The sequence below is a fragment of the Sneathiella chinensis genome, from assembly GCF_012720115.1.
GTDB classification, from domain to species: domain Bacteria; phylum Pseudomonadota; class Alphaproteobacteria; order Sneathiellales; family Sneathiellaceae; genus Sneathiella; species Sneathiella chinensis.
In genome coordinates this window covers 223,853-246,657 of sequence record NZ_VNWN01000008.1, presented here as the reverse complement: position 1 = coordinate 246,657, position 22,805 = coordinate 223,853, and the positions used below count along the sequence as shown (strand labels likewise).

General features: G+C 56.8%; 16 protein-coding genes and 1 tRNA gene. 9 read left to right on the top strand and 8 right to left on the bottom strand.

The genetic code is table 11. The annotated features are described in order from the left end of the window. On the top strand, positions 1-5,199 hold a 5,199-nt coding region (locus FQB27_RS15990), incomplete at its 5' end, for a type I secretion C-terminal target domain-containing protein (RefSeq protein WP_169562071.1). 65 nt (positions 5,200-5,264) lie between these two features. On the opposite strand, the gene FQB27_RS15985 is transcribed toward FQB27_RS15990, so the two are convergent. Continuing rightward, positions 5,265-5,340, bottom strand: a tRNA-Ala gene (locus tag FQB27_RS15985). Positions 5,341-5,427: 87 nt separating this feature from the next. Here FQB27_RS15985 and FQB27_RS15980 point away from each other — a divergent pair. The 3 genes from FQB27_RS15980 (at position 5,428) to FQB27_RS15970 (ending at position 8,898) form a co-directional block, all read left to right on the top strand. After that, positions 5,428-6,087, top strand: coding sequence for a TetR/AcrR family transcriptional regulator (locus FQB27_RS15980; RefSeq protein ID WP_169562070.1), 660 nt, complete (start codon positions 5,428-5,430; stop codon positions 6,085-6,087). 82 nt (positions 6,088-6,169) lie between these two features. Then, positions 6,170-7,798, top strand: coding sequence for a flavin-containing monooxygenase (locus FQB27_RS15975; RefSeq protein ID WP_169562069.1), 1,629 nt, complete (start codon positions 6,170-6,172; stop codon positions 7,796-7,798). Next, positions 7,792-8,898 (top strand): alpha/beta hydrolase, encoded by a 1,107-nt coding sequence (locus FQB27_RS15970; RefSeq protein WP_169562068.1) that lies wholly within the window; start codon positions 7,792-7,794, stop codon positions 8,896-8,898. The genes FQB27_RS15975 and FQB27_RS15970 overlap by 7 nt, the downstream gene beginning before the upstream one ends. Positions 8,899-8,931: 33 nt before the next feature. Here the strand turns inward: FQB27_RS15970 and FQB27_RS15965 are convergent, their stop codons facing one another. Both FQB27_RS15965 and FQB27_RS15960 read right to left on the bottom strand, forming a co-directional pair. After that, the gene (locus tag FQB27_RS15965) at positions 8,932-9,519 is read right to left on the bottom strand and encodes a hypothetical protein (RefSeq protein WP_169562067.1); all 588 of its coding nucleotides are present in this window, start codon (positions 9,517-9,519) and stop codon (positions 8,932-8,934) included. A 99-nt stretch (positions 9,520-9,618) separates the two neighbouring features. Further along, positions 9,619-10,407: an enoyl-CoA hydratase/isomerase family protein gene (locus FQB27_RS15960; protein WP_169562066.1), complete on the bottom strand. Its 789-nt coding sequence runs from the start codon at positions 10,405-10,407 to the stop codon at positions 9,619-9,621. A 370-nt stretch (positions 10,408-10,777) separates the two neighbouring features. Here FQB27_RS15960 and FQB27_RS15955 point away from each other — a divergent pair, with 370 nt between their 5' ends. Further along, positions 10,778-13,471: a CHASE3 domain-containing protein gene (locus FQB27_RS15955; protein ID WP_169562065.1), complete on the top strand. Its 2,694-nt coding sequence runs from the start codon at positions 10,778-10,780 to the stop codon at positions 13,469-13,471. Between the two features lie 84 nt (positions 13,472-13,555). On the opposite strand, the gene FQB27_RS15950 is transcribed toward FQB27_RS15955, so the two are convergent. Further along, entirely contained in the window at positions 13,556-14,089 is a 534-nt protein-coding gene (locus FQB27_RS15950; protein WP_169562064.1) for a glycine cleavage system transcriptional repressor, read from the bottom strand. A 219-nt stretch (positions 14,090-14,308) separates the two neighbouring features. Here FQB27_RS15950 and FQB27_RS15945 point away from each other — a divergent pair, with 219 nt between their 5' ends. After that, positions 14,309-15,772, top strand: a complete 1,464-nt coding sequence (locus FQB27_RS15945) for a cyclic di-GMP-binding domain-containing protein, MshE-related (protein ID WP_169562063.1) — start codon at positions 14,309-14,311, stop codon at positions 15,770-15,772. Between the two features lie 50 nt (positions 15,773-15,822). Here FQB27_RS15945 and FQB27_RS15940 read toward each other — a convergent pair whose 3' ends face one another. Together FQB27_RS15940 and FQB27_RS15935 are read right to left on the bottom strand one after the other, a co-directional pair. Continuing rightward, positions 15,823-16,479 (bottom strand): LuxR C-terminal-related transcriptional regulator, encoded by a 657-nt coding sequence (locus FQB27_RS15940; protein ID WP_169562062.1) that lies wholly within the window; start codon positions 16,477-16,479, stop codon positions 15,823-15,825. Positions 16,480-16,598: 119 nt separating this feature from the next. After that, a complete protein-coding gene (locus FQB27_RS15935; protein WP_169562061.1) occupies positions 16,599-17,330 on the bottom strand; it encodes a UTRA domain-containing protein in 732 nt (243 codons plus the stop codon). Positions 17,331-17,665: 335 nt separating this feature from the next. Here FQB27_RS15935 and htpG point away from each other — a divergent pair, with 335 nt between their 5' ends. The 3 genes from htpG (at position 17,666) to FQB27_RS15920 (ending at position 21,057) form a co-directional block, all read left to right on the top strand. After that, positions 17,666-19,540, top strand: a complete 1,875-nt coding sequence (gene htpG, locus FQB27_RS15930; protein WP_169562060.1) for a molecular chaperone HtpG — start codon at positions 17,666-17,668, stop codon at positions 19,538-19,540. A gap of 146 nt (positions 19,541-19,686) precedes the next feature. Beyond that, positions 19,687-20,730 (top strand): hypothetical protein, encoded by a 1,044-nt coding sequence (locus FQB27_RS15925; protein WP_169562059.1) that lies wholly within the window; start codon positions 19,687-19,689, stop codon positions 20,728-20,730. A 3-nt stretch (positions 20,731-20,733) separates the two neighbouring features. Beyond that, positions 20,734-21,057 carry a hypothetical protein gene (locus FQB27_RS15920; protein ID WP_169562058.1) on the top strand — a complete coding sequence of 108 codons (324 nt, stop codon included), beginning with the start codon at positions 20,734-20,736 and terminating at the stop codon, positions 21,055-21,057. Positions 21,058-21,073: 16 nt separating this feature from the next. On the opposite strand, the gene FQB27_RS15915 is transcribed toward FQB27_RS15920, so the two are convergent. Beyond that, entirely contained in the window at positions 21,074-21,889 is an 816-nt protein-coding gene (locus FQB27_RS15915; RefSeq protein WP_169562057.1) for an NUDIX hydrolase, read from the bottom strand. 76 nt (positions 21,890-21,965) lie between these two features. After that, complete coding sequence (locus tag FQB27_RS15910; RefSeq protein ID WP_169562056.1) at positions 21,966-22,706, bottom strand: DUF1223 domain-containing protein; 741 nt, start codon at positions 22,704-22,706, stop codon at positions 21,966-21,968. Positions 22,707-22,805: the final 99 nt, after the last annotated feature.

Genomic DNA, 22,805 nt, shown 5'->3' with positions numbered 1-22,805 from the left:
GACAATGTTATCAACTTCAGCGCGGCATCTGGTGACAGCACCGATGAACTGACCCGCGTCGTGATCACCCTGCCGGGTGTGGGTGCAGGCGATGTGGATGTGTCTGCCATTACAGCGGACCTTGCCGGGGATGGCACGGTTGCGGTTGGCGTTGATCCTGTTACAGGTGCCACCACCATCACGATTATCTTCAATAACAGTGCGGATCTGGAAAGCTTCAGCAGCTCCTTCACCCTGGATGCCCCGGTTGAGGATAGCGACGCGGACCTGTCTGCCACCATCACGGCCTATGCCAAGGATAAAACGGACGCGACTGAAACTGGCAATGGCGGGGAAACCAAGACCATCGTGGTGGACGCGGTTCTGGACTATGCTGTGAATGTTGGCGGCGATGCCGCAATCAGTGTGGTTCAAGCCAACAATGATCCGATTGATATCGGGGATTTGAGCGCCGTTCTGAACCCGGCTGGCTTTGCCAATTCCACAACAAACGGTACCGACTTTGGCGGTGCGGATGGTGACGGTTCCGAACTTGTCACCATGGTTGTTGAGGTGAACCAGGGAGCGTCCCTTGGATGGACGCTGCCTGCGGGAATTTCCGTATCCGGTACAGGTCCCTGGACCTTTACAGGGACAACAGAGGATATCGCTGGCTGGAACTCACTGGTGGATTCTTTCAACGTGACGACAACTCCCGGATTTAACGGGGATGTGACTGTTTCCATCAAGACCACAACCGAAGAAGCCAACACGCCTGACGGGACTGTTGTGGGAAGTGGTGTGGAAGATGATATTGCAGACAACACGTCTGAAGAAAATGTCCATACGGTCACCATTTCTGTCAGTTCTGATACGGCGGGTGGTTCCGTTGGCGGAACCCGCTCTGTTGCTGAGGATAACGATGCCAATCAGGATGATACCGGACGGGTATCCGCAGATCAGCAGGTTTCCATCGCTGTGGGAGATGTCTTCACACCGGCAGACAACGAAGAAGTCACCGGTGCGACGCTGACCTTCTCTGGTGTGACTGTCACCATTAACGGTGTGGCCATCACCAGCGGCACGGCCCTGACGACCACACAGCTTGCTGCCTGGAATGCCGGTACCGGTATCGAGGTTACGGTGGATGCGGATTCTGACGAAGATGTATCCATTGATTTCGACATTGATTTCGTTGATCCGGACAGCGGTCAGACCGGCAATGCCACTGGCGATTTCGTCATTGAAGTGGATGCGGTTGCCGACTTGCCGACAGGAACGGAAATGGGGATTGCCACAAATGGTGTTGCCTACTTTATCGCGGGGTCCAGTGGCGGGAATAACACGACACTGTATTCTGTCGATTTGGACAGTTCCAATCCGGATATCGCGCCGACCGCCATCGGGACGATCAACTACATGATTGGTGCTTCTTCTTACTCAAGTTCCGATTTTGAGGCTCTGGGTTCAGCAGACGGATATCTGTACGGTATTACAACCTCTGGTCATGTGGTGACACTGGATCCGTCCACCGTGGACGGTTCCGGAAATGTCACGGTTGTCAATGCGTTTGATCTGTCCCTGGGGGATGTCATTTCGGATCAGGCGGGGGCGACCTATGCCAATGGCCAGTTCTATGTGATTTCCACCAGTGGTAACACAAGCCAGATGTTTGCCGTAGACCCGACCACGGGCGCGGCAACAAATATTGCGACCTTGAGCGGGACAAAGGTTGACGGTCTTGCCTATGATACCGCCAATAACCAGTTCTGGACCGTGGTGAATGATGGCGCCCATACCTATGCGTACAAGATGACCGTATCGGGTGGTACAATTACGCTGTCTAACCAGATCGAGATTCCGGGGAACCCGGATATCCAGAGCATTGCCTATGGTACAAATGGCAAGATTTGGGTAATTGAGCGGACCAACCCGGGCAATGTCTTTGAAATCGACCCGGATACATCCACTCTGACCTCGACCTTTACCATCGACAACAGCGATGTCAGCTCTTCCGGGATTGAAAACCTGACAATCACCACCTCCACAGGAACCAATGTGGACAGCGGTGAGCAGTTCGGTGTCACCCTGAAGGGAACCTTCGGCGATGTCACGGACGGGTCCGAGGTTCATTACTTCCTTGTTGAGGTTCCGGCTGGCTTTACAGCCCAGAATCCGGCGCTGCTTGTGACCTATAGCGGTGGCAACGGCCCGGACGGCATTCCGGACGGCACCTATATCAAGGTGGATGCCGACGCGCTCATGATCGGGAATACGGCCATTGGCAATGCGGTTCTGATTGCACCGGAAAATATGCCTTCCGATACCAACTTTGATATCAAGGTCTATACGGTTGCCGAGGAAACCAACCTTGCAGGCGACGAGGAATCCGATCTGACCAACAACGTGGCCGTGACCGAGGATACGGTAACGATTACGGTTGAAGCGGCATCCAATACCCTGAACATGGCCTTTGCGGTTCGTGAAATGGCTCTGGATGTTGTCGGTTCCGATCCGAACAGCGATGCGGAACTGTCAGAGCAGAGCTTTGGTGTCAACCATCAGGCCAACAACTTCAAGTGGGATGGTGATGTTGAAATCACCATTAACGGCGAGACAAAATCCTTGTCTGACCTGACATCCCACGGGACGCCGATCGATATTACCGTGGAGAACGGGGGGCACAAACTTGTGGGCTCCACGCCTGCCGGTGAGGTTTTCGTTCTGACCCTGAAGCCCGGCACGTCCGGTGACTACGAGTTTGAACTGAAAGGTCCGATCGATCATCCGGCAGTGGATGCGGATGGCGGTGACGATGTCATCACCCTCGGTGTCAGCTACAGCAGCAACACCCATGACGGGGTTGTGTCCATCGATATCGTCGATGATGTGCCGGCCGCAGTGAACCACCAGCATACCGGTGAAATCTCGCTGCCCGACTACAATGTCGCGATCAGCATCGATATTTCCACCAGCATGGACGACAGGCATGACGGCACCAACACCCGTCTTGATACGGCCAAGGCTGCTGCCATCGAACTGGCAACAGAATTGTTCGCGGCTGGCGGGGATGTCTCCATCTCACTGTCCGTCTTCGCAGATGGCGGCTTTGTCATCGGTCAATTTACCGACCTTGCGTCCTTCATGGATGCTGTGGACGATATTGACTTCTCAAACAGTAGTTGGGCTCAGCAGCAGGGCGTCAGTGGCGGCACCAACTACAACGATGCGGTCAACGGAATGCGGACCGGCCTTGAAACCTTCTTCGCGGGGGATCAGGCACCCGGAACCCAGAAGCTGGCTTACTTCCTGTCTGACGGTAAACATAACGAAGATTCGTTCAACAGCAGCAGCTGGCAGAACTTTGTCGCCGCCAATGGCGTGAAGTCCTACGCGGTTGCCATTGGTGGGGATATCAACAACCCGACATCGGATAATGATCTGCGGGGTGTTTCCTATGATCCGGAAAATCCGGGATCATCCTCTGCCAATATTCTGGTTGTGGATGACCCGAGTGAGCTTGCGGCTACCCTGACCGACACCATCCTGGATGTGGTATCCGGCAATATCTTCGACGGAACAGCCGGCGGGCATTACGGTGCGGACGGAGCCGGCGGTATCGTGGATATCACCGTCTTTGGCAACACCTATGATGTGAACTCGCCGGAGGTGACGGGTACGGTTCTGGAAGCGACCGATGCCAATGGTAACCTGTTCACGTTTGATTTCGATACCGGAAGTTATGAATTCCGGGTGGATGATACGGTCAGCGGTGTTGACACGACCATCAGCTATACGCTGGAGGACTGGGATGGTGACCAGGCCGTCGGCACCATTGACATCGATGTTGACGTTGTTCCGAACGCCCCGGCAGCCTATGACAATGCGGCCTATGTTGAGCAATCTGGCATGGGGAACGTTTCGGTTGTTCTGGAAGACTTCTCCGACAATTCCGGATGGGATGAGTTTGGGGATGGAGGTCTGAGCGGCGGCGAGGGGGAGGTTTCCACTAATTGGTGGGGCGGTGCAATGTCACCAGAATCCCTCGAAAGTAACCTCGGCTTGCCGACAGGCACAATTGAGGGGATTTCCGGTCTCAATAATGTGGACGAAGGCTCTGCCATTGTCATCGATACCTTTGCCGCAACGACTGGGGATACGGTTACGTTCGACTGGTCCTTCGACCAGAGCAATTTTGGCCCGGCGGACGGTTCCTTCTATATCCTGAAAAACATGGATACGGGGGCTCTTACCACCGGAACGCTGCGGGTTGGCAGTGATGGTTCCGGTCAGCAGACCCTGACCATCCCGTCCAGCGGCAGCTATCAGGTGATCCTGGGTGTTGTGGATATGAACAACGGCAATGGGATTTCCACCTTGAATGTGGACAATGTGGTTTTGAACACGACCGGCCTTGTCGAGAAGGTTGTTACCGGCAACGTTCTCAGCGATCCGATGAACGATGCTGCCAGCGACGACTGGTGGGGCGCCACGGACTTTGTTGAGTATGGTACGGAACTGACATCCGTTGAGCATGACGGAACTGTTTATACCCTGGTCAACGGGACGGTGACCTTCACCACGGTCCTTGGTGGAACCTTCGAGATCAATGCCGATGGGTCCTACAGCTATGCCGCGCCTGATAATGTCAGCGGTGTGGAGGAGGAAGTCTTTACCTATACCCTGACGGATATCAGCGGGGATACGGATACCGCCAACCTGACCGTTCATGTCGGGGAGGATGCGTCTCACATGCCATTGAACTGGACAGGTACCAGCGTGGCAGACCTGATGCACGGTACCGCAAACGACGATGTACTGGTGGGTATGGCCGGGGATGACACCCTGTATGGTGAAGGCGGCGATGATTATATCGTTGGCGGTGCCGGGGACGACACCCTGTTCGGCGGCGACGGTGCAGACCGGTTTGTCTATCAGTCTGCTAACGACGGTGAGGATGTCATCAAGGACTTTGACATGACCGAAGGTGATCAGGTCAATCTGGATGCCCTGTTCGACAGCCTTGGTATTGTTGGTGCCGAGAACCGTGCCAACATGGTCGAGATTACCGACAATGGTGGTAATCAGGAGCTGACCATTGACGGGGTCAGTGACTTCAAGATCGTGTTCGAGAACTTCTCTGATCTGACAGCAAGCGGGACAGAGCCTTTCAGTGAAACCGACCTTCAGAACATGAAGATCGTGGTTGACGAAAGCTGATCCCATTTCCGATCCTTGAAAAAGGCGCCCTAACCGGCGCCTTTTTTATTGCCATATTTGGTGGCTGGTGGAGCCGAGGGGGATCGAACCCCTGACCTCGTCATTGCGAACGACGCGCTCTCCCGACTGAGCTACGGCCCCGTTCTTCTTTTGAGGATAGAGGCCGCCCGCCGGTTTACAAGGGTTTGCTTTTATGAGACTTTTGTGGGGCGGGATGGGGAGAGGGCTGTGGCATCCACAAATAACAGACTGAAAACGCGGGACCGGATCAAGATTGCCGCCCAGCGCCTGTTTGCCGAACGGGGGATTGAGGCCGTGACGGTCCGCGAGATCGTGGTTGCCGCGGGCCAGAAGAATATGGCTTCCCTGCATTACTATTTTCGAACCAAGGAGGATCTGGCGCGAGAGTTGCTGCTGGATGCAGCAACCCTGATCGAGGCCCGCCGGACAGAGCTTCTGGACAGGATGGAGGCTTTGGGTGGGCCGCACCAGCCACGGGAGGTTCTGAAAATCCTGATTGAATGTGCGGTGATGCCGCCGGATGATCCGGGGGCGTTCAGTACGGTTCGTCTTTTCACCACAACCTACCAGAAAACACCCGAATTTTTACTGGATGCGGTGGGCGAGGGGAAGGCCAACGTGGCCTATGACCGGTGTCTGGATCATTTGCGACATTTCATGAGGGGAACGGACCCGGGGCGAATGGAACGTCGCCTCTACCTGTTGCAGCAGTATGTTTTCGGGGCGTTGTCTGCCCGGGAATTCGCCCTCAGCCAAGGCAAGGGGGAGGGGCGGGTCTGGGCCGGTCCGGGTATGCTGGACGAACTTGTTTCCACAGCGGAAGGAATTCTGTTTGCCGGGCTACCGCATCAGAACGCTGCCGATTGAAACAATTGACTTAATTTCCATGCGGGGTACCTTGATTAGAATAAAGTTCAAAAGATAATCATAAAAAATGGGGCGCCGGGGTATGAATGTTCAGATCGGGAAACAGGGGGCAGGATTAGGGGAAGAGCGAGCGGCCGGATCAACGAAGGACCTGCCGGCAGGAGGGGCCGACCGGAAACAGTCTGGCCGGGGCCGGGTTCTGGATGTCCTGATCATCGGGTCGGGCTTTTCCGGGATCGGGATGGCGATCAAGCTGCAGGAAGAGGGGATGACCGACTTTCTGATCCTTGAGAAAACCGACGGCATCGGCGGTACCTGGTACAAGAATACCTATCCGGGGGCGGCCTGTGATGTGCCCTCGCATTTCTACTGTTTTTCCTTTGCCCCCAACCCGGACTGGTCCCGGATCTATTCCCCGCAGCCGGAAATACAGGCCTATATGGAACGCTGCGCCGATCAATATGGTATTACCCCCCGCATTCGCTTCAACAGCCCGGTGGACCTGATTACATTTGATGACGATACCGCCTTGTGGACGGTGGAATTGCCGGATGGGGCCATATATTTGGCCCGTCATGTGGTGATCGGGTCCGGGGGCCTGAATATCCCGACGGTACCGGACTTGCCCGGTTTGTCCGATTTTGAGCGCCCGGCCTTTCATACGGCGGAATGGCGTCATGATCTGGACCTGACCGGCAAGGAGGTGGTGGTGATCGGAAGCGCGGCCAGTGCGGTACAGGTGGTCCCGGAAATTGCCCGTTATGCCAAAAAGGTCGTCATGTTCCAACGGACGCCCAATTATATCCTGCCGCGCATGGACCGCGCCTATACGGACGCGGAAAAGGCGCTGTTTCGGGAAAAACCGTGGCGGTTGAAGCTGTTGCGGTGGAAAATGTTCTGGCGATTCGAGGTCGTCCTGACCCCCCTGTTCAAGCGGCGGTCATGGTTGCGGCGGCGGCTTGCCGACAAGACGCGGGCCTATATCCGGCGCGCCATCAAGGACCCGGATTTACAGGAAAAACTGACGCCGGACTATGAGATGGGGTGCAAGCGGATCCTGATTTCCGATGATTTCTATGGGGCCCTCAACCGGGAGAATGTGACGGTGGTGACGGACGGCATTGACCGGATCGAGCGGGACGGGGTGGTGGACCGGGCCGGAAACTGGCACCGGGCGGAGGCCCTTGTTCTGGCAACCGGATATGACTTGCACGCCCACATGACATCCATCGAAGTCCGGGGGCAGGGCGGGGTTTCCCTGCAGTCCCTGTGGCGGGACGCGCCGCAGGCCTATGAAGGGGCGATGGTGCACGGATTTCCCAACCTGTATTTTGTGACCGGGCCGAATACCGGTGTGGGGTCCACATCCGTGGTGTTCATGATCGAGGCCCAGATCAGGCTGATCCTGAAAGGGCTGAAAAAGGCCGGGCGCACCCGGTTGCTGCACCCCCGTGCAGAGGTGGTGGAGGCCCATAATGATACATTGCAGAAAGATCTGGAGAAAACCGTCTGGGCCACGGATTGTAAAAGCTGGTACAAGGCGGCCAGCGGTCGCATCCATACCCTGTATCCCCGGTCTGCCGGGCATTTCCTGAAAAGAAAATTACGTCTTCGGATGGGGGATTTCATCCTTGAGTCAAAATCCGATGATCAGATAAGGGCGGCCGAGCAGAAAGCTGGCGAATATTCCTTGCTGGAGGAAAAATGTTAAAAGCCATTCGTCTCATTGCAAAAATTCCCTATTTCCTGATGATGCGGTCGCGCCTTCTGACCCGCAGCGATGCCTATTGGGAAAAACGGGTGGGGGACCGGGCGCCGGAAATTGACGGGCGGCGCCTGAAACCCCGGGCGCAAGGGCTGATCGAACTTCAGGAACGCTTGTCCATTCCAAGCCAGCACTGGACACCGGCGCTGCTGAGGAATGGCTATGATAAATCGGTGGAGATGTTCGATGGCCCGCGCCCCGAGGTGCGGCAGGTTCGAGACATGGATATCTCCCTGCCGGGGCGCACCCTTGCGGCCCGCCTGTATGATAACGAGGCGACCGGTCAGGAAGCCCGCCCCTGCCTTGTGTATTTTCATGGCGGCGGATTTGTGATCGGGGGGCTGGAAAGTCATGATGGGTTGTGCCGGAAACTGGCGCGGGAACTGGCGCATCCGGTATTGGCAATTGATTACCGCCTTGGACCCGAAAACCGTTTTCCCGCCGCCATGGAGGATGCCCTTGATGTGTGGCGTTGGGTGCAGGAGAACGCCGCTGATCTGAACCTTGATCCGGCGGCCCTGTCCGTTGCCGGTGACAGTGCGGGGGCGGCTTTGTCCCTGTTGGTGGCAGCGTGGGCTTCCCGCGGGGAGGTTGGCGCCCGGCCCCGCAGTCTGGGCCTGATCTATCCGCCGCTGGCCCTTGTACATGACACCCCGTCCCGCGATCGCCTGAAGGATGAGAAGGTGATCCTGACGGGGGAACTTCTGGAATGGTTCATGGCCCATTTCGTCAGTGAAGACATGGCAGAGGGGCACCCCTATCTGGCCCCCCTTGATTATGCGGTGGCCGGAAATTTGCCGCCCGCATGGATTTTGACCTGCGGTTTTGATCCGCTTCGGGATGACGGGGAAATGATCCGGGACCGGCTTCGCCATCTGGGGGCGCGGGTCGAGCATACGGAATATCCCGATCTCTATCACGGCTTTATCGGGGCATCGGCCCTGTTTTCCGAAGTGGATGACATGGTGAAAAGCCTGTCCCGCTTCATGACCGAAACCGGAGAGAGCGCGAAGCCGGGCGTTCCGGCTCCGGAACCAGTAGAATAGGGCACGGGCGCGGAGGCAGCCGTCAGGGCGGGATCAGGCTTCGGCCCCGGTTCCGGCTCCGGCCCCGACCGGCGCGTGCCGGGGGCCATAGATCAGGCCTTTTGCCGCGTCATATTCGGGATCATGGTTGAGAACCACCAGCCGCAGCAGATGCTCGCTGGTATCCGAATGGAACGGGGTGCCCGCCTGCGCGTAGCCGGACGGTTCCACCAGAGGGCTGATCAGGTCGTTGGCGGCCCGGTGCAGGCCGTGGGCAGGACGGTTGCCAAGATAGGCCAGCCGTGCGGCACGGGCATCTTTCCACACCCCCTTGCCCCGGTGGGGCTTGGACACACACAGCCAGCAGGTTTCCACACTGTCCGGGTTATACATTTCGGGCACACCCGCCTGGGCGAACAGGTACCGGTGATAGCCTGCTTGGGCAAAACGGAAGGCCCCGACGCCCATCAGGATGTTGCCGATCCCGGTAAAGAACAGAACCTCTGCCATGGGGATGCCGCGCTGCAGATTGGCAAGGGGCACCTCGCCGCCTTCCATGACGATGCGCGTAAAGGCACGAAGCTGGTTGGGGCTGCAATCAATTGGACGTCTGAAATAGGTTTGTATCTTTGCCGGTGCCATATATTTCCCTCCCCGGAACCGATGTTTGTTCTTGATGATATTCTAATGCAGGTGGCATTGCATTGACTTTTTCAAGATCGAAACCGGGGAGGGGATCGTTTATTTGCCTTTCCAGACAGGCTTTCTTTTCTCGATGAAGGCCTTGCGGGCTTCCTTGCTGTCTTCCGAGGCAAAGGCCATGGCAAGAGAATCAAGGGCGGTTGGCGGGACTTCCCGGAAACTCATGTCCTCGACCCGATACATCAGCTCCCGCGTGGTCCGAAGGGCCAGCGGCGACATGTCGGCAATCTTGTTGGCCAGTTTCAGGGTTTCGTCCCGCAGGCTGTCCCGGGGCACCATTCTGGTAATCAGGCCAAGACTGGCCGCCTCGGCCGCAGGGATCGGCTCGCCGGTGAAAATCAGTTCCGCCGCCCGCATGCGCCCGATCAGTTTTTGCAGGTGCCATACATGCATGCCGGGAGGGCCGGCAAGGTTGGGCACACCGGGATACCCGAAATCCGCATCGTCCGAGGCAAGGATCATGTCGCAGGCAAAGGCCAGTGTGCAGGCCCCCTCACGGGCATATCCGTGCACACAGGCGATAATGGGCTTTTGCAGGGCCCGCACCCGTTCCACGGTCTTGATGTAAAACAGCGAGAGAAATTCCTTCATTTCGGTTGCGCCGAAACTTTCCAGAAATTTCAGATCCACCCCGCCGGACAGGCCCTTGCCTTCGCCGGACAGGACAAGGACACGGACATCCTTGTCGTTATCCAGCTCGTCAAGGGCAGCCAGATAGTCATAGGTCAGGTCGTAGTCGATCAGGTTGAGGGGAGGGCGGCTGAGGATGATTTCACCCACATGGCCGGTTCTTTGAACTCGAAGGGTTGTATAGGGTCTTTGCGTCATTGGGTTTCCTGTTCTTGTCGTTGCTTTTTCCATGGTTCCAATAGGCGGCCAGAACAATAGCGGGGCCGGGCCCTCCCGTCACCTTCTGTTTGCGGGTATATGTTTTTCAAATTGATTATTTTAATCTCATGTTAATCAATTGATAGCAGTATTAACCCAAACGATTTCAAACAGGGCGTTCACGCCGTTTCGGCACTCTTCTGGGAGGGAGAGGACCCCTGTTTGCGGTGCGTGTTGCGTAAGGGGCGGTTTATAAAAGGATACAGGGATTATGGGAGACCTCAAATCCGCGAAAGCGTTCGGCTCACTTTCTATTCATGAGAGAGTTCTTTCGTCATTTTCCAACCTCAAGACCAAGCGGAAGATCCTTGTGGGCATCTGTTCCCCGCTGCTTCTGCTGTTCGTTCTTGGGGTTGTCGCCGTTTTCAACATCAATTCCATGGTCGGCACCAATGCCAATCTGGATCAGGCGCGGGCCCTGAATGCGCGAGCGGCCGAGGCGGTGGCCTCGGCGGTGAACATGGAAACCGGGATGCGCGGGTACCTGCTCGCCGGTCGGGAGGATTTCCTGAAACCCTATCGCGATGGGGAGAAAAAGACCTATCAGTTGCTGGCCGATCTGAAAGAGGATGTGGCCGGGAATGACGAACAGGTTGCCCGTCTTGAAAAAGCGGAACAGATCTTGCGGAACTGGCAATCCGATGTGACCGAGCCGACCATTGGCCTCCGCCGTCAGATCGGGGATGCACCGACCATGAACGATATGGCGAGAACCGTCGGTGAAGCCAAGGGCAAGGTCTATTTCGAAAAGTTCAGGGATCAGATCAATCGCTTTATCGAGGTTGAGAGGACCCGTCTGGCTGAGAGAAGCAAGGAATTTGCTGCGGCCAAGGAAGATGTCAACCAACAGTATACCGTGGTCAAGCAAACCGCCGAGGCGGTTGAAAGCACCCAGTCGATCCTGACCGGCATTTCCACCATCAAGCACCTGACAATGGAGATGCAGGCGGCCTTGCGGGGATACCTGATCGGCGGCGATGCCAATTTCCTTGAGGATTACCAGATCGCCGAGGATGTGATGTTTGCCGAACTGGAAGTTCTGGGCCTGACCGTGGAGAATGACGAGAAACATGCCGGCAAGGTCAAGGAAGCGGACGAGTTCGTCTATAACTGGATCGAGCAGTATGTGAAACCGGCGATTGAACTTCGAAAAGGGGTTGCCGAGGGGACAGAAAGCCTGCTGAACCTGAATGTCTTCCTGTCCAGAAAGGTGGCGCAGGATCAGTTTGACGGCTTTAACGACGCTCTGAATTCCATTTCGCAGATGGAGACCGAGCGTATTCATTACCGCAAATCCGATGCCTTCGCCGCAGAACAGCAGGTTGAGGCCGGTCTGGTGACCATGATCCTCAACGAGGAAAAAGTATCTGAAAGCCACGCCATGATTGAGGGCGCCGGTGCCATTCTGACAGCAGCGGTGGATATGGAAACCGGGATGCGGGGCTACCTTCTGTCCGGTCAGGAGGCCTTTTTGGCCCCCTACAAGACAGGAAGCGATGCCTTCAAGGCGGCGGTGACGGACCTTGAGGCGCGGGTCAAGGACGACCCGGAACAGCTCCGCTTGCTGCAGGAGGCCGCCCAAACCATTGCCGGCTGGCAACAGGAAGTGTCGGAAAGCAACATTACCCTGCGCCGCCGGATCGGCGATGCCAAGACCATGGATGATATGGCGGATCTGGTCGGGGAGGCCCGCGGCGCCGGATATTTCAACGATTTCCGGGCGATCATGGCTGAATTCCAGGCGGTCGGTGATCAGGAAATGACGGCCCGTCAGGATGCCAGCCTGTCAACGGTCAACAATACCTATCTGGTGATTGCGGCCTGTGTATTGGGGGCGCTGGCGATCGGGATCGGACTGGCGCTGGTCATTGGAAACAGTATCGCCAACCCGATCCTGAAAATGACCGCCGCCATGAATGCGCTGGCCAACGGCAAGCTGGATGCGGAGGTTCCGTCTGCCAGCAGCCGGGATGAGATTGGCGAAATGGCCAAGGCCATGCAGGTGTTCAAGGATAACGCCATCGAGGCGGAACGCCTGCGCGAGGAAGCGGAGCGAAATACCATTGAGCAGCAGGAGCGGGAGCGCCGCGAGGAGCAGGAGAAACAGCGCCGCGAAGGAGAGGCGGAAGCCGAACGCCAACGGCAGGCGGAGGAAAACCGTGCCAACCTGATGCGTCTGGCGGATGAGTTCGAAGCGTCCGTCGGAGGGATTGCGTCTGCGGTTTCCAGTGCGGCGCAGGACATGCAGGCGTCTTCCCGGCAAATGCTGTCCACCGCCGAAGAAACAAACCTGCAGACCACCAGTGCCCTTGGCGCGGCGGAGCAAGCCTCCAATAACGTCCAGACCGTGGCCTCGGCCGCCGAGGAGATGTCCAGCTCGATCCGCGAGATCAGCGAGCAGGTCAGCCAGTCCACACGGGTGGCAAGCGAGGCCGTCGGACAGGCAGACAATACCCATGACCAGATTCAGTTCCTTGTTCAATCTTCCCAGAAGATCGGGGAGGTTGTCGAACTGATCACGGATATTGCAGAGCAGACCAACCTGTTGGCACTGAACGCAACGATCGAGGCCGCCCGGGCCGGAGATGCCGGAAAGGGCTTTGCCGTGGTGGCGGCCGAGGTCAAGAATCTCGCCAATCAGACCGCGCGGGCGACCGAGGAAATTGCCGCCCAGATCAACGGCATTCAGGGGGCAACACAGGAATCGGCCACGGCCATCCAGAATATTTCCGACACCATCCGCCGGATGGACGAGATTTCCGCCGCGATTGCCGCCGCGATCGAGGAGCAATCCGCCTCGACGGAGGAAATTTCAAGAAGCGCGGTAGAGGCCTCAACAGGCACGACAGAGGTGACCGGGAATATCTCCAATGTTACCCGTTCCGTATCCGAAACCGGGCAGGCCGCCAATATGATGCTGGAGCAATCCAACAGTCTGGCGGACCAGTCACAGGAATTGAACACCAAGGTGGCCGACTTCCTGAAAACGGTTCGTACCGCCTGATCGGGGCTGACTGAACAGGCCTGGCTTCGGGTTTTGGCTTTTGGACAGGAAGGGGGAATGCCCCCTTCCGTTCAAGGGGCCGGGTCAGGTTTCAACCGCGTCCACCCGAAATTCCTGCCCCAAGGCGGTGGCCGTGTTGTACAGGGCGGCAAGGCAGTTTTCGGCCCGTGCTTCCGGGATATAGACGGAAAAGCGGGACACATAGCGGGTGCCGGCATCGGTTTCATGCTGATCGGATTTCAGGCGGACAATGTTGGCATCGAATTCGATAAAAACCTCGGACAGGCGGGCCAACAGGCCGGGTTGGTCCTCGCCTGAACATTTGATCCGGTGGGTAATGGTGGTCGGCGGCGGTGTGGTCCCCCGAAGGGAGAACCGGCGGACGTCGATTTCCGCGTCTTCCATACCGTCGAGGCTGCGAAGTTCGCTGGCCAGTTCTGACGGGGCCAGATCGGAGGGGACTTCCAGCAGGCTTGTGAATTCACCGCCCTGCCCAAGAACGGCAAAGCTGGTATCGCCCAGATTGATCCCCTTGTCGAACAGGTGCTGCGTTACCGTTGAAATCAACCCGACGCGGTCATTGGAATAAATGGTCAGAAGGGCTTTATAGCTGTCCATGGCGGTCCCCGCAGGTTGCGTTAAGGTTGCGGTCAGGATAGGCGCTTTTGCCCCGGTTGGGAAACCAAAAGCATGTCCGGGGCCGGAAACCGGGCGGGATGTCTGTCAAATTTTTCCGAGTTTCTAACCGGGCGTTAACGAAACCCGTCTACAACCGGATGAACAGGTCAAATGGGGCCGCCTTCCGGTGGTCCGATGTTTCAGAATGGAGAGACAGGGATGCTCATCGGTGATCTTTTAATGGCGCATGGCCTTGTGACACCGGAGGATATTGATCTGGCGCTGCACCGTCAGAAGGAATATGGCGGCCGCCTTGGCGACAATCTGGTGGCGCTGGGGGTGATCAGTCAGGATCAGGTGGACAAGGTCGTCTATGAGGCGCCGCAGGCCCCCAAGACAATCGAGGAAACCGAGATTTCCACGTCTGACCTGCTGCGGCTGCTGTTCAAGGTCATTTATGTCAACAGTCTGGAAACCGCCTCGCAGTTTGCAGCCCTGATCAAGTTGCCGGTTCCGGTGGTCAACCGGCTGGTGCAGGAAGGGGGCGACAGGAAATTTATCGAATCCCTTGGCACCGCAGATCAGTCCGCCTTTTCGGAAACCCGCTATGTGCTGACCGAACTGGGGCGAAAGTTCGCGCTGGAAAGCCTGCAACAGAACCAGTATGTGGGGCCGGCGCCTGTTTCCTTGCGGGCCTATCAGCGGCGGATCGAGCAACAGAAAATCTCCAATGAGCGTGTCGAGCAGCAGAAGATCGACAAGAGTTTCGAGAAACTGGTGGTCGCTGATGACTTTGTGCGCCGTCTGGGACCGGGCATCAATGCGGGCAAGAGCATCCTGCTATACGGTCCGCCGGGCAATGGGAAAACCACGGTCGCAGAAAAGGTCGCGGCGATTTTCGCCAATATCATCTATATCCCCTATTGCTTTGAGGTGGATGGACAGATCGTCAAGGTGTTCGATCCGGCCATTCACAAACCTGTCCTGCCCGGCAGTTCGGGGCAAAACCGGACCGGTCTCCGGCGGGAGGAGTTTGACGGGCGCTGGGTGCCCTGCGAACGCCCGATCGTGATTACCGGCGGTGAATTGACGCTGGAAATGCTGGACCTCAGTTTCAATGCCCACGCCAAATATTACGAGGCCCCGCTGCATGTGAAGGCGTCGAACGGAACCTTTATCATCGACGATTTCGGACGTCAGCTTGTCAGCCCGGAAGAGCTGCTGAACCGGTGGATTGTACCGCTGGAAAGCCGCGTTGATTTCCTCAAGCTGCATACGGGGAAAAGTTTCCAGCTTCCTTTCGATGAGTTGGTGATTTTCTCCACCAACCTGGCGCCGGACGATCTGATGGACCCGGCCTTCCTGCGACGTATCCCCTACAAGCTGGAGACGGTGGGGCCGAACAAGGAACAGTATTTCGAGATTTTCCGCAATGTGGCCGCCGGACAAGGGCTGGAAATGACCGCTGAAATTCTGGATATCGTCATTGATGAATTGCAGGTGCGGAACAGTTTCGATCTGGCCTGCTATCAGCCAAAATTCATTGTGGATCAGGTGGTGGCAGCCTGCAAATACCGCGGCGAGAAGCCCCATTTCAGTGAAGAACTGGTCACCGATGCCCTCAAGAACCTGTATACCAGCAGCGCCAAGGGGGTCGGGCAGACAGCGGCGCGCGCCCTCTGATCAGGGGATAAGCGCCGCTTTTTCTGTCGGTTCCGGCTAAAAGTCTGGGGTCAGACCAGTTCTTTCGCCTGCAAGACCGCTTGTGTCCTGTTGGAAACCCCCAATGTCCTGAAAATAGCCGTGATGTGAACCTTGACGGTACTTTCCGCAAGGTTCAGGGCCTCTGCGATTTCGCGGTTTGACCGCCCCTGCGCCATCAGGTCCAGAACATTGCGCTGGCGCCGGGTCAGGCTGTCCGTCCCGGAAGTGGCTTTGCCGGATGAGGGCTGCGGGGTGGTTTTCTTTGTTTTTTCGGGGGAGGATGTAGAAAGGGTAAAGGCCTGGGAAGGGATATATTTGCCGCCGGAAAGGACCAATCTTATGGCGCTGAGAAGGATTTCCCGGGACGACGATTTTGGAATATACCCGTCCGCCCCCAGTTTCAGGGCATTGGACATATCCGGTAATTCTTCCGAGGCGGAGACGATAACAACCGGGATATCCGGAAAATCCTTTTTCAGTCCGGTGAGGACATCGTCGAACTTCGGTCCCGGCATTTTAATGTCGAGGATGACAAGATCCGGCTTGGGGCCGTCCTTGTACATTTCTTCACGAAGTTCTGTGAAATCGTTGCAATCTATTATGTTTGCGTTTTCATCCAGTTGTTCCAGAAGGCCGCATAATGCCATGCGGTACAGTGGATGGTCATCGGCAATCAGAATTTTCATCAGAATAAATATATCTCAGGTCTACGGTTGTTCACATTATCATGGATTAGCTCTATTGTATAGGTAAAACAAAAGTCTGCCCGTGCGATAACATGTTGATAAGACGCTGACTTTGCATACTAGGTTAGCTGATACCGGTCGCCGGAATAGACCATTCTGACCATCGAGACAATCTTGTTGCCCGACCAGGTTTTCCGGTTGACCTGAAAACAGGGGACGGTGCTCGCCAGCTCCAGAAAATGGCTGGTTTCAGGGGTGGAAAGGACGGCGCGAATTGTCTGTTCATGGGACAACATGGACAGGCTGTCCTGAATATATCGGCTGGTGGTCAGTCTGGAGAAATCCTGCTTGAGATAGTCCGGCAGCAGGGCCGGATTGACAAAGCGGTCCTCAAGCATGAGCGGATGGCCGTTTTCCCGGTGTACAATGTAGGATCGGAACACCTCGTCCCCTTCGTGAAGGCCAAGGGGCAGGGCGTCTTCGGCGCTGAGCGGTTCTGCCTGATGAAAATGAACCTGTGCCTGATGCAGGCGGCCTTCATCCCGGATTGCCTGATCGATATCCTTCATTTCAACGGTAATCCTGCCCTGGGGCGGTTTGGCGACGAAGGTGCCAACACCCTGTATGCGATCGAGAACCCCCTCCTGTGTCAGTTCCCGCAAGGCCCGGTGAATGGTCATGCGCGAGATTCCCATCTCTCGGACCAGGGTATGTTCCGACGGAATCTGGCTGTGACAGGGCCAGTCGCCGTTTTTGATCCGTGATTTCACATAAATCTTGACCTGTTCATACAGCGGCTTGGGCGAATGCCCCGGATTGATGCCGGTTTTCCCTGTGGTTTCGATGATCATTCTTCATACCCCTTTTTGAGCGTGTTCCGGGTAAGAACGACCATCGCGTGTAATTTGTGAAAAGTTGTGCAGGCTGGATAATTCTCAACAGGGGATAAATTTTGCTTGAACGATCATTCCAAATAGGGCTAAGCTTAAATTTGATCAAAGCCATTTACACACATCGGTTGATGATCACACAAGGCCCACTCCGAATTTTTGCGCCCCTCGGAGTGGGTCTTATTTTTCCCCTCCCCTGAACTTTTCCGGCCCCTCGCCACAGAAATACTTGATCGCCCGGGTGTCACTCTTCATATAAGGGGCAGCGTAATTCAAAGTATGTGAGATTGGAAAAGATGACGGAAAAAACGCATGAGTTTCAGGCTGAGGTTGCTAAACTTCTGCATATTGTCGCCCATTCCCTCTACAGCCAGAAAGAGATTTTTCTGCGCGAGCTTGTCTCGAACTCCTCGGATGCTTGCGACCGCTTGAGATACGCGGCCCTGACGGCCCCGGACCTGATCGAGGATGATCCTGATTTCAAGGTTGTGCTGGAGATCGACAAGGAAGCGCGGACCCTGACCATTTCCGATAATGGTATCGGCATGACTGAACAGGAGATGATCGACAATCTGGGCACCATTGCCCGGTCGGGCACCTCCAACTTCGTCAAGGACCTGAACGAGGACGCGGCGAAGGATGTAAGCGTGATCGGCCAGTTCGGCGTTGGCTTCTATTCATCCTTCATGGTTGCCGACAAGGTTACGGTGACAAGCCGCAAGGCCGGTTCAGACACGGCCCATACATGGTCTTCCGACGGGCACGGGTCCTTCACCATTGATACAGCGGAGCGTGCGGGCCGGGGCACCACCATTGTCCTGCATATGAAGGAGGATGCGGCGGAATATCTGGATCCGCATCGGGTTCGGTCCGTCGTCAAGACCTACGCCGATCATATCGCCCTGCCGGTGATCCTGAAAGCCACCGAAGAAGACGGCGAGGATGAAACCCTGAATACGGCCAGCGCCTTGTGGACCCGCCCGAAATCAGAGATCAGCGACGAACAATATACCGAATTCTATCACCATGTGGCCCATGCCTTCGATACACCATGGATCACCCTGCACAGCAAGGTGGAAGGGGTTATTGAATACAGCCTGCTTCTGTTTATCCCGGAACAGCGGCCGTTCGACCTGTTCAATCCGGAGCGCAGCTCCAAGCTGCAACTTTATGTGAAGCGGGTCTTTATCACGGATGAATGCGAGGAATTGATCCCGCCTTACCTTCGCTTCCTGCGGGGGATCGTGGATTCCGAGGATCTTCCCCTCAATGTCAGCCGGGAAATGCTTCAGAACAACCCGGTTCTTCGCAAGATCCGGTCCGGGCTGGTCAAGAAGGTGCTGGGCGAACTGGAAAAGCGGGCCAGCAAGGATACGGACGGATATCTGGCCTTCTGGTCCAACTTTGGGGCCGTCCTGAAAGAGGGTATCTATGAGGATATGGAAAACAGCGACCGGATTTTGAAGCTGGCGCGGTTCCACAGCACCGCATCCGACACCCCGATCAGCCTTGCCGATTATGTCTCCCGCATGAAGGACGGGCAGGAAGCCCTGTACTATATTTCCGGGGATGACCTGAATGCCCTTCGCAAAAGCCCGCAGATCGAGGGTTTCAAGGCCAAGGGGATCGAGGTCCTGCTGCTGGACGATGCGGTCGATAATTTCTGGCTGAGCCGCCAGTCCGAGTTTGATGGCAAGCCGTTCAAGTCCGTCACCCGCGGGTCCGCTGATCTGGACAAGGTCAAGAGCGCCGAGGAAGACGACAAGGAGGACACGCAGGAGGAGAGCCGCAACCTGTCCACCCTGATTGCCTGTTTCAAGACAGCGCTGGAAGGGCAGGTCAAGGATGTGCGCGAATCCGTTCGCCTGACCGACAGCCCGGTCTGTCTGGTGGCCGATGACGGCGATATGGATATCCATCTTGAGAAGATGCTGAAGGCCCACAACCAGTTCGACGGGGCCGCATCACAGCGCATCATGGAAATCAATCCCAAGCATGAACTGATCCTGAAACTGGCCGAAAAGCTGGATCAGGATAGCAATCAGTCCGATGTGGCGGAGGATGCCGCCCTGTTGTTGCTGGATCAGGCCCATATCGTTGAAGGCGACCCGATTTCCGATCCGGTTGCGTTTTCCCAGCGGATGGCCCGGTTCATGACATCCGGTCTGTAAAACGCGTCTTTTCAAAATCCGTTTTATCGGTAAGAGCGGCTTTCGGGCCGCTCTTTTTTTGTGCGAATAAAAAAGATATTCAATTTAAAATTGTATTTCCTATATATGGACTTCCAATAACGGGTAAACGAAACGGGAGCCATATAATGTTCATCCGTGTGAGAGGGGGGCTTGCTGTCCTACTGGTGGTCTTGCTGGGAGGATGTACGGCCCAGACAGTGTCCGGTGTTGTGACGGAGTTTGACGGCTTCGCCGGGGGGATTGGCCGCCTGACGGCGCTTGTGGAACAGCATTATGAGCGGGCGGAACAGCTCAACCGGCAGGCCCTGCGTCATAATATTGATTTCCAGATGGAACTGGGGTCCGACCCGGAAGTGACCACGCCGCCCCTGCTGGGCAAGGAAGACCGGAATGCCCGGCGCGCCGTTTTGCAGGCCCTGAATGAATATGCGAAAGCTGTTCAGACAAGCGGCGGGGCCGTGGGGACGCCCCCTGCCTTTCCCGATCTTGTCGCGGATATGAGCGAAATTTCCCGGATCAGTCCTGAAAATTTCTCCGTGGAGCAGACATTGGGACGGGTGCAGGAGCGCGATCTGCTGGCCACGGTATCGGGCCTTTCCATGGCCTTGACCGGTGACACGGCGCTGGAAAAGATACGGGATGTTCTGGTGACCTATCATCCACTTGTGGAAAAGGCGGGGCTGTTGCTGGTGTATGACCTTGGGTCCAGTCAGGATGAAAGTCTGGAATGTGAGTTGGGGACGATTGCCCTGATGGAGACGCCGACCCTTGAAACCCTGCAACTTTGCCGGGGGGGCTTGCGGGGCCTGACGGAACGGGCGGTAAAGTTTGATCTGTCCACGAGGCGGTCGCGGCTTGCCTTGATGGATGAAAGTGACGCTCGGCAGAAGCGCCGCAAGCCGGCGATCGTGGAGCGCATTCTGGAACTGGAGGAGGCGGGCCGTCAACAGGATGAGGCGCTGCGCCTTGCCCAGATGGCCCTGATGAAAATGATCGAGACCCACGGCCAGATGAAAGCGGTGCTGGAGGAGGAGGGCGGTAATCCAGCCCTTGCAGGGCGGGGCCCGGTCAATGGGGCGGGGGCGAATGCTTTCCTCTCTCTGGTGGCGAGGGCCGAGGACCAGAGCCGCAAGGCGGCGCCATTGCTGATGTCACCAACAACGGAGTAACCCATGAGCGAAACCGATAACGGAACGGCCTTGCACAGATTGCTGGCCCTGCAACAGGAATTCGAGGATGTGGATATTGGCAAGATGCCCCGGGAAAAGGCGGCCAATCTTCTTAATCTTCGGCGAATTGTCTATCTGGAGGTGCAGGCCCTTCAGGCCCGGGCCATGACCGGTACAACGGACCGCTATACGGCCCTGACCAGTGAGTTCAAGGCCAGTGAAGGATCGTTGCGTGCCCTTCGGGACTGGGCCGAGGAGGCCCGCAAGACCGATGCAATGGTCGGCAACCTGTTCAAGGGGCTGACCTTTGCACTCGGCCTGTTATAGGGATTGGGGTGTTGGCCTATTTCTTGTCCATGATCGGGTCGATAGGCCGCCGGGTCACGCTGTAACCGGCCTCGGCGGGGATGTTCAGGAACTTCCCTTCCGGGGTGACCTCCAGTTTTGGCAGAACGGAAACCGTTTTTGATGTGTCGGACTGGTGCAGGGCTTCTTCCGCAGAGCCAAACCGGCCCAGATGCTCCAAATTCATCAGGGTCGGGAAAATGATGGTGTATTTACCGTCTTGAGCCCCTTCGCGGGCCTCATTGGGGCCGATCCAGACGGAATCAACGGATTCCTCCCCATCGTGAACCGCCAGTTGTTCCGGCGGGGCAATGGCGACGAAGAAATGGGTGTCAAAGCGTTTCGGCATGAAGGTCGGCGTCAGCCAGTGGGAATAGTGGGCCAGCGTATCCGTGGCCAGCTCAAGATTTTCCGCCTTTGCCATGGTCAGGATATCGATGGCACCGGCCTGCATGTCCTTGCGGTACTGGTCGACCAGTGTTTCCAACCGGTCCGGCCCGATCAGCGAGGAGGACCCGATTTCGCGGGCCAGCAGGACGTTGCATTCCTCAAACGCTTCGCGGATCGAGGCGACCTTGAACGATAGTAGCGGATCGTCCGCGGGCTGGTCTTTCGGCAGGTGACGGACAAGATCGGGGTGGGAATCGCCGCGGTCCACCTTGCCGCCGGGAAAAACCAGGGCGCCAGAGGCGAAATCGATCTGATGGTGGCGGACCACCATGAAAACCTCAAGGGAATCGGATTGTTTCTTGCAGTCCCGAACTAGCAGGACAGTCGCAGCGGGCTTCAGGGGGGCGGGATCTTTTGTCATCATACCTTGCCATTCTTGTTTATTATTGTCTTTTTATACGCTGGTTGTCGGGGCCAAGGCAAGGCGGCTTGGGCGGTGGTCAGTCCAGCCGGATATCAAGGGCCGCCAGAATGGGGCCATGACCGTCTTTCTGGATCAGGATGGCACAGCCGTCGCGTTTTTTCAGGCGAAGCGTTGCGAGGTCGATTTCCACCGTCCCGGCAGTGCCGTCCCAGTCCCGAAGCGCGCGGAAATCATGCACCACGTTGTGATAGGTGATGGTGCGCCCGGCATTCTCGCCCCGCCGGATGGAAACGGTGCCGGTGTTGTCCAGTTCCGCCATCCAGATAACCGCCGAAATATCCCGCGCCGGCAGGCGAATATGCAGGCGGTCGCTGTCCATGTCCCACACAAGGGGCATGTCTTTGCCGTGGCCAGCGTGGGTTTGCAGGCTGTTTTCAAGGGCGGCCCTGTCAGAGCCGACAAAGTGATCCCGTCCGGCGATGATCATCTGCGGCGTATAGACATAGCGGGCGTTCAGGCGCTGCCGATAGGCGGTTTGCCGCTGATCGTTCCGGGGGTCGGCAAAGCTGTCCTTCCAGCCGATATAATCCCAGTAGGTGACCGCGAAGGACAGGCCCAGAATGCCGGGTCGGGAAGACACCTCGCCCAGCAACGCATCGGCAGGCGGGCAGGAGGAACACCCCTGCGAGGTATAGAGTTCCAGCACCGTATCCACCTGCTTGACGGTATCGGCCCCGGCGGTGCGGGATAACGGCAGGCCGAGGGCAACAGCAAGGACGAGGGCAATGGCAAGGGAGCAACGGAAAAACTTGGTCATGATGCGAGCATAGGGGCATTGCCCCTCACAGACAATTCACCCTTCGGTGAACGAAAAACGGCGGCCCGAAGGCCGCCGTTTCAATCAGGTCCTGATCCT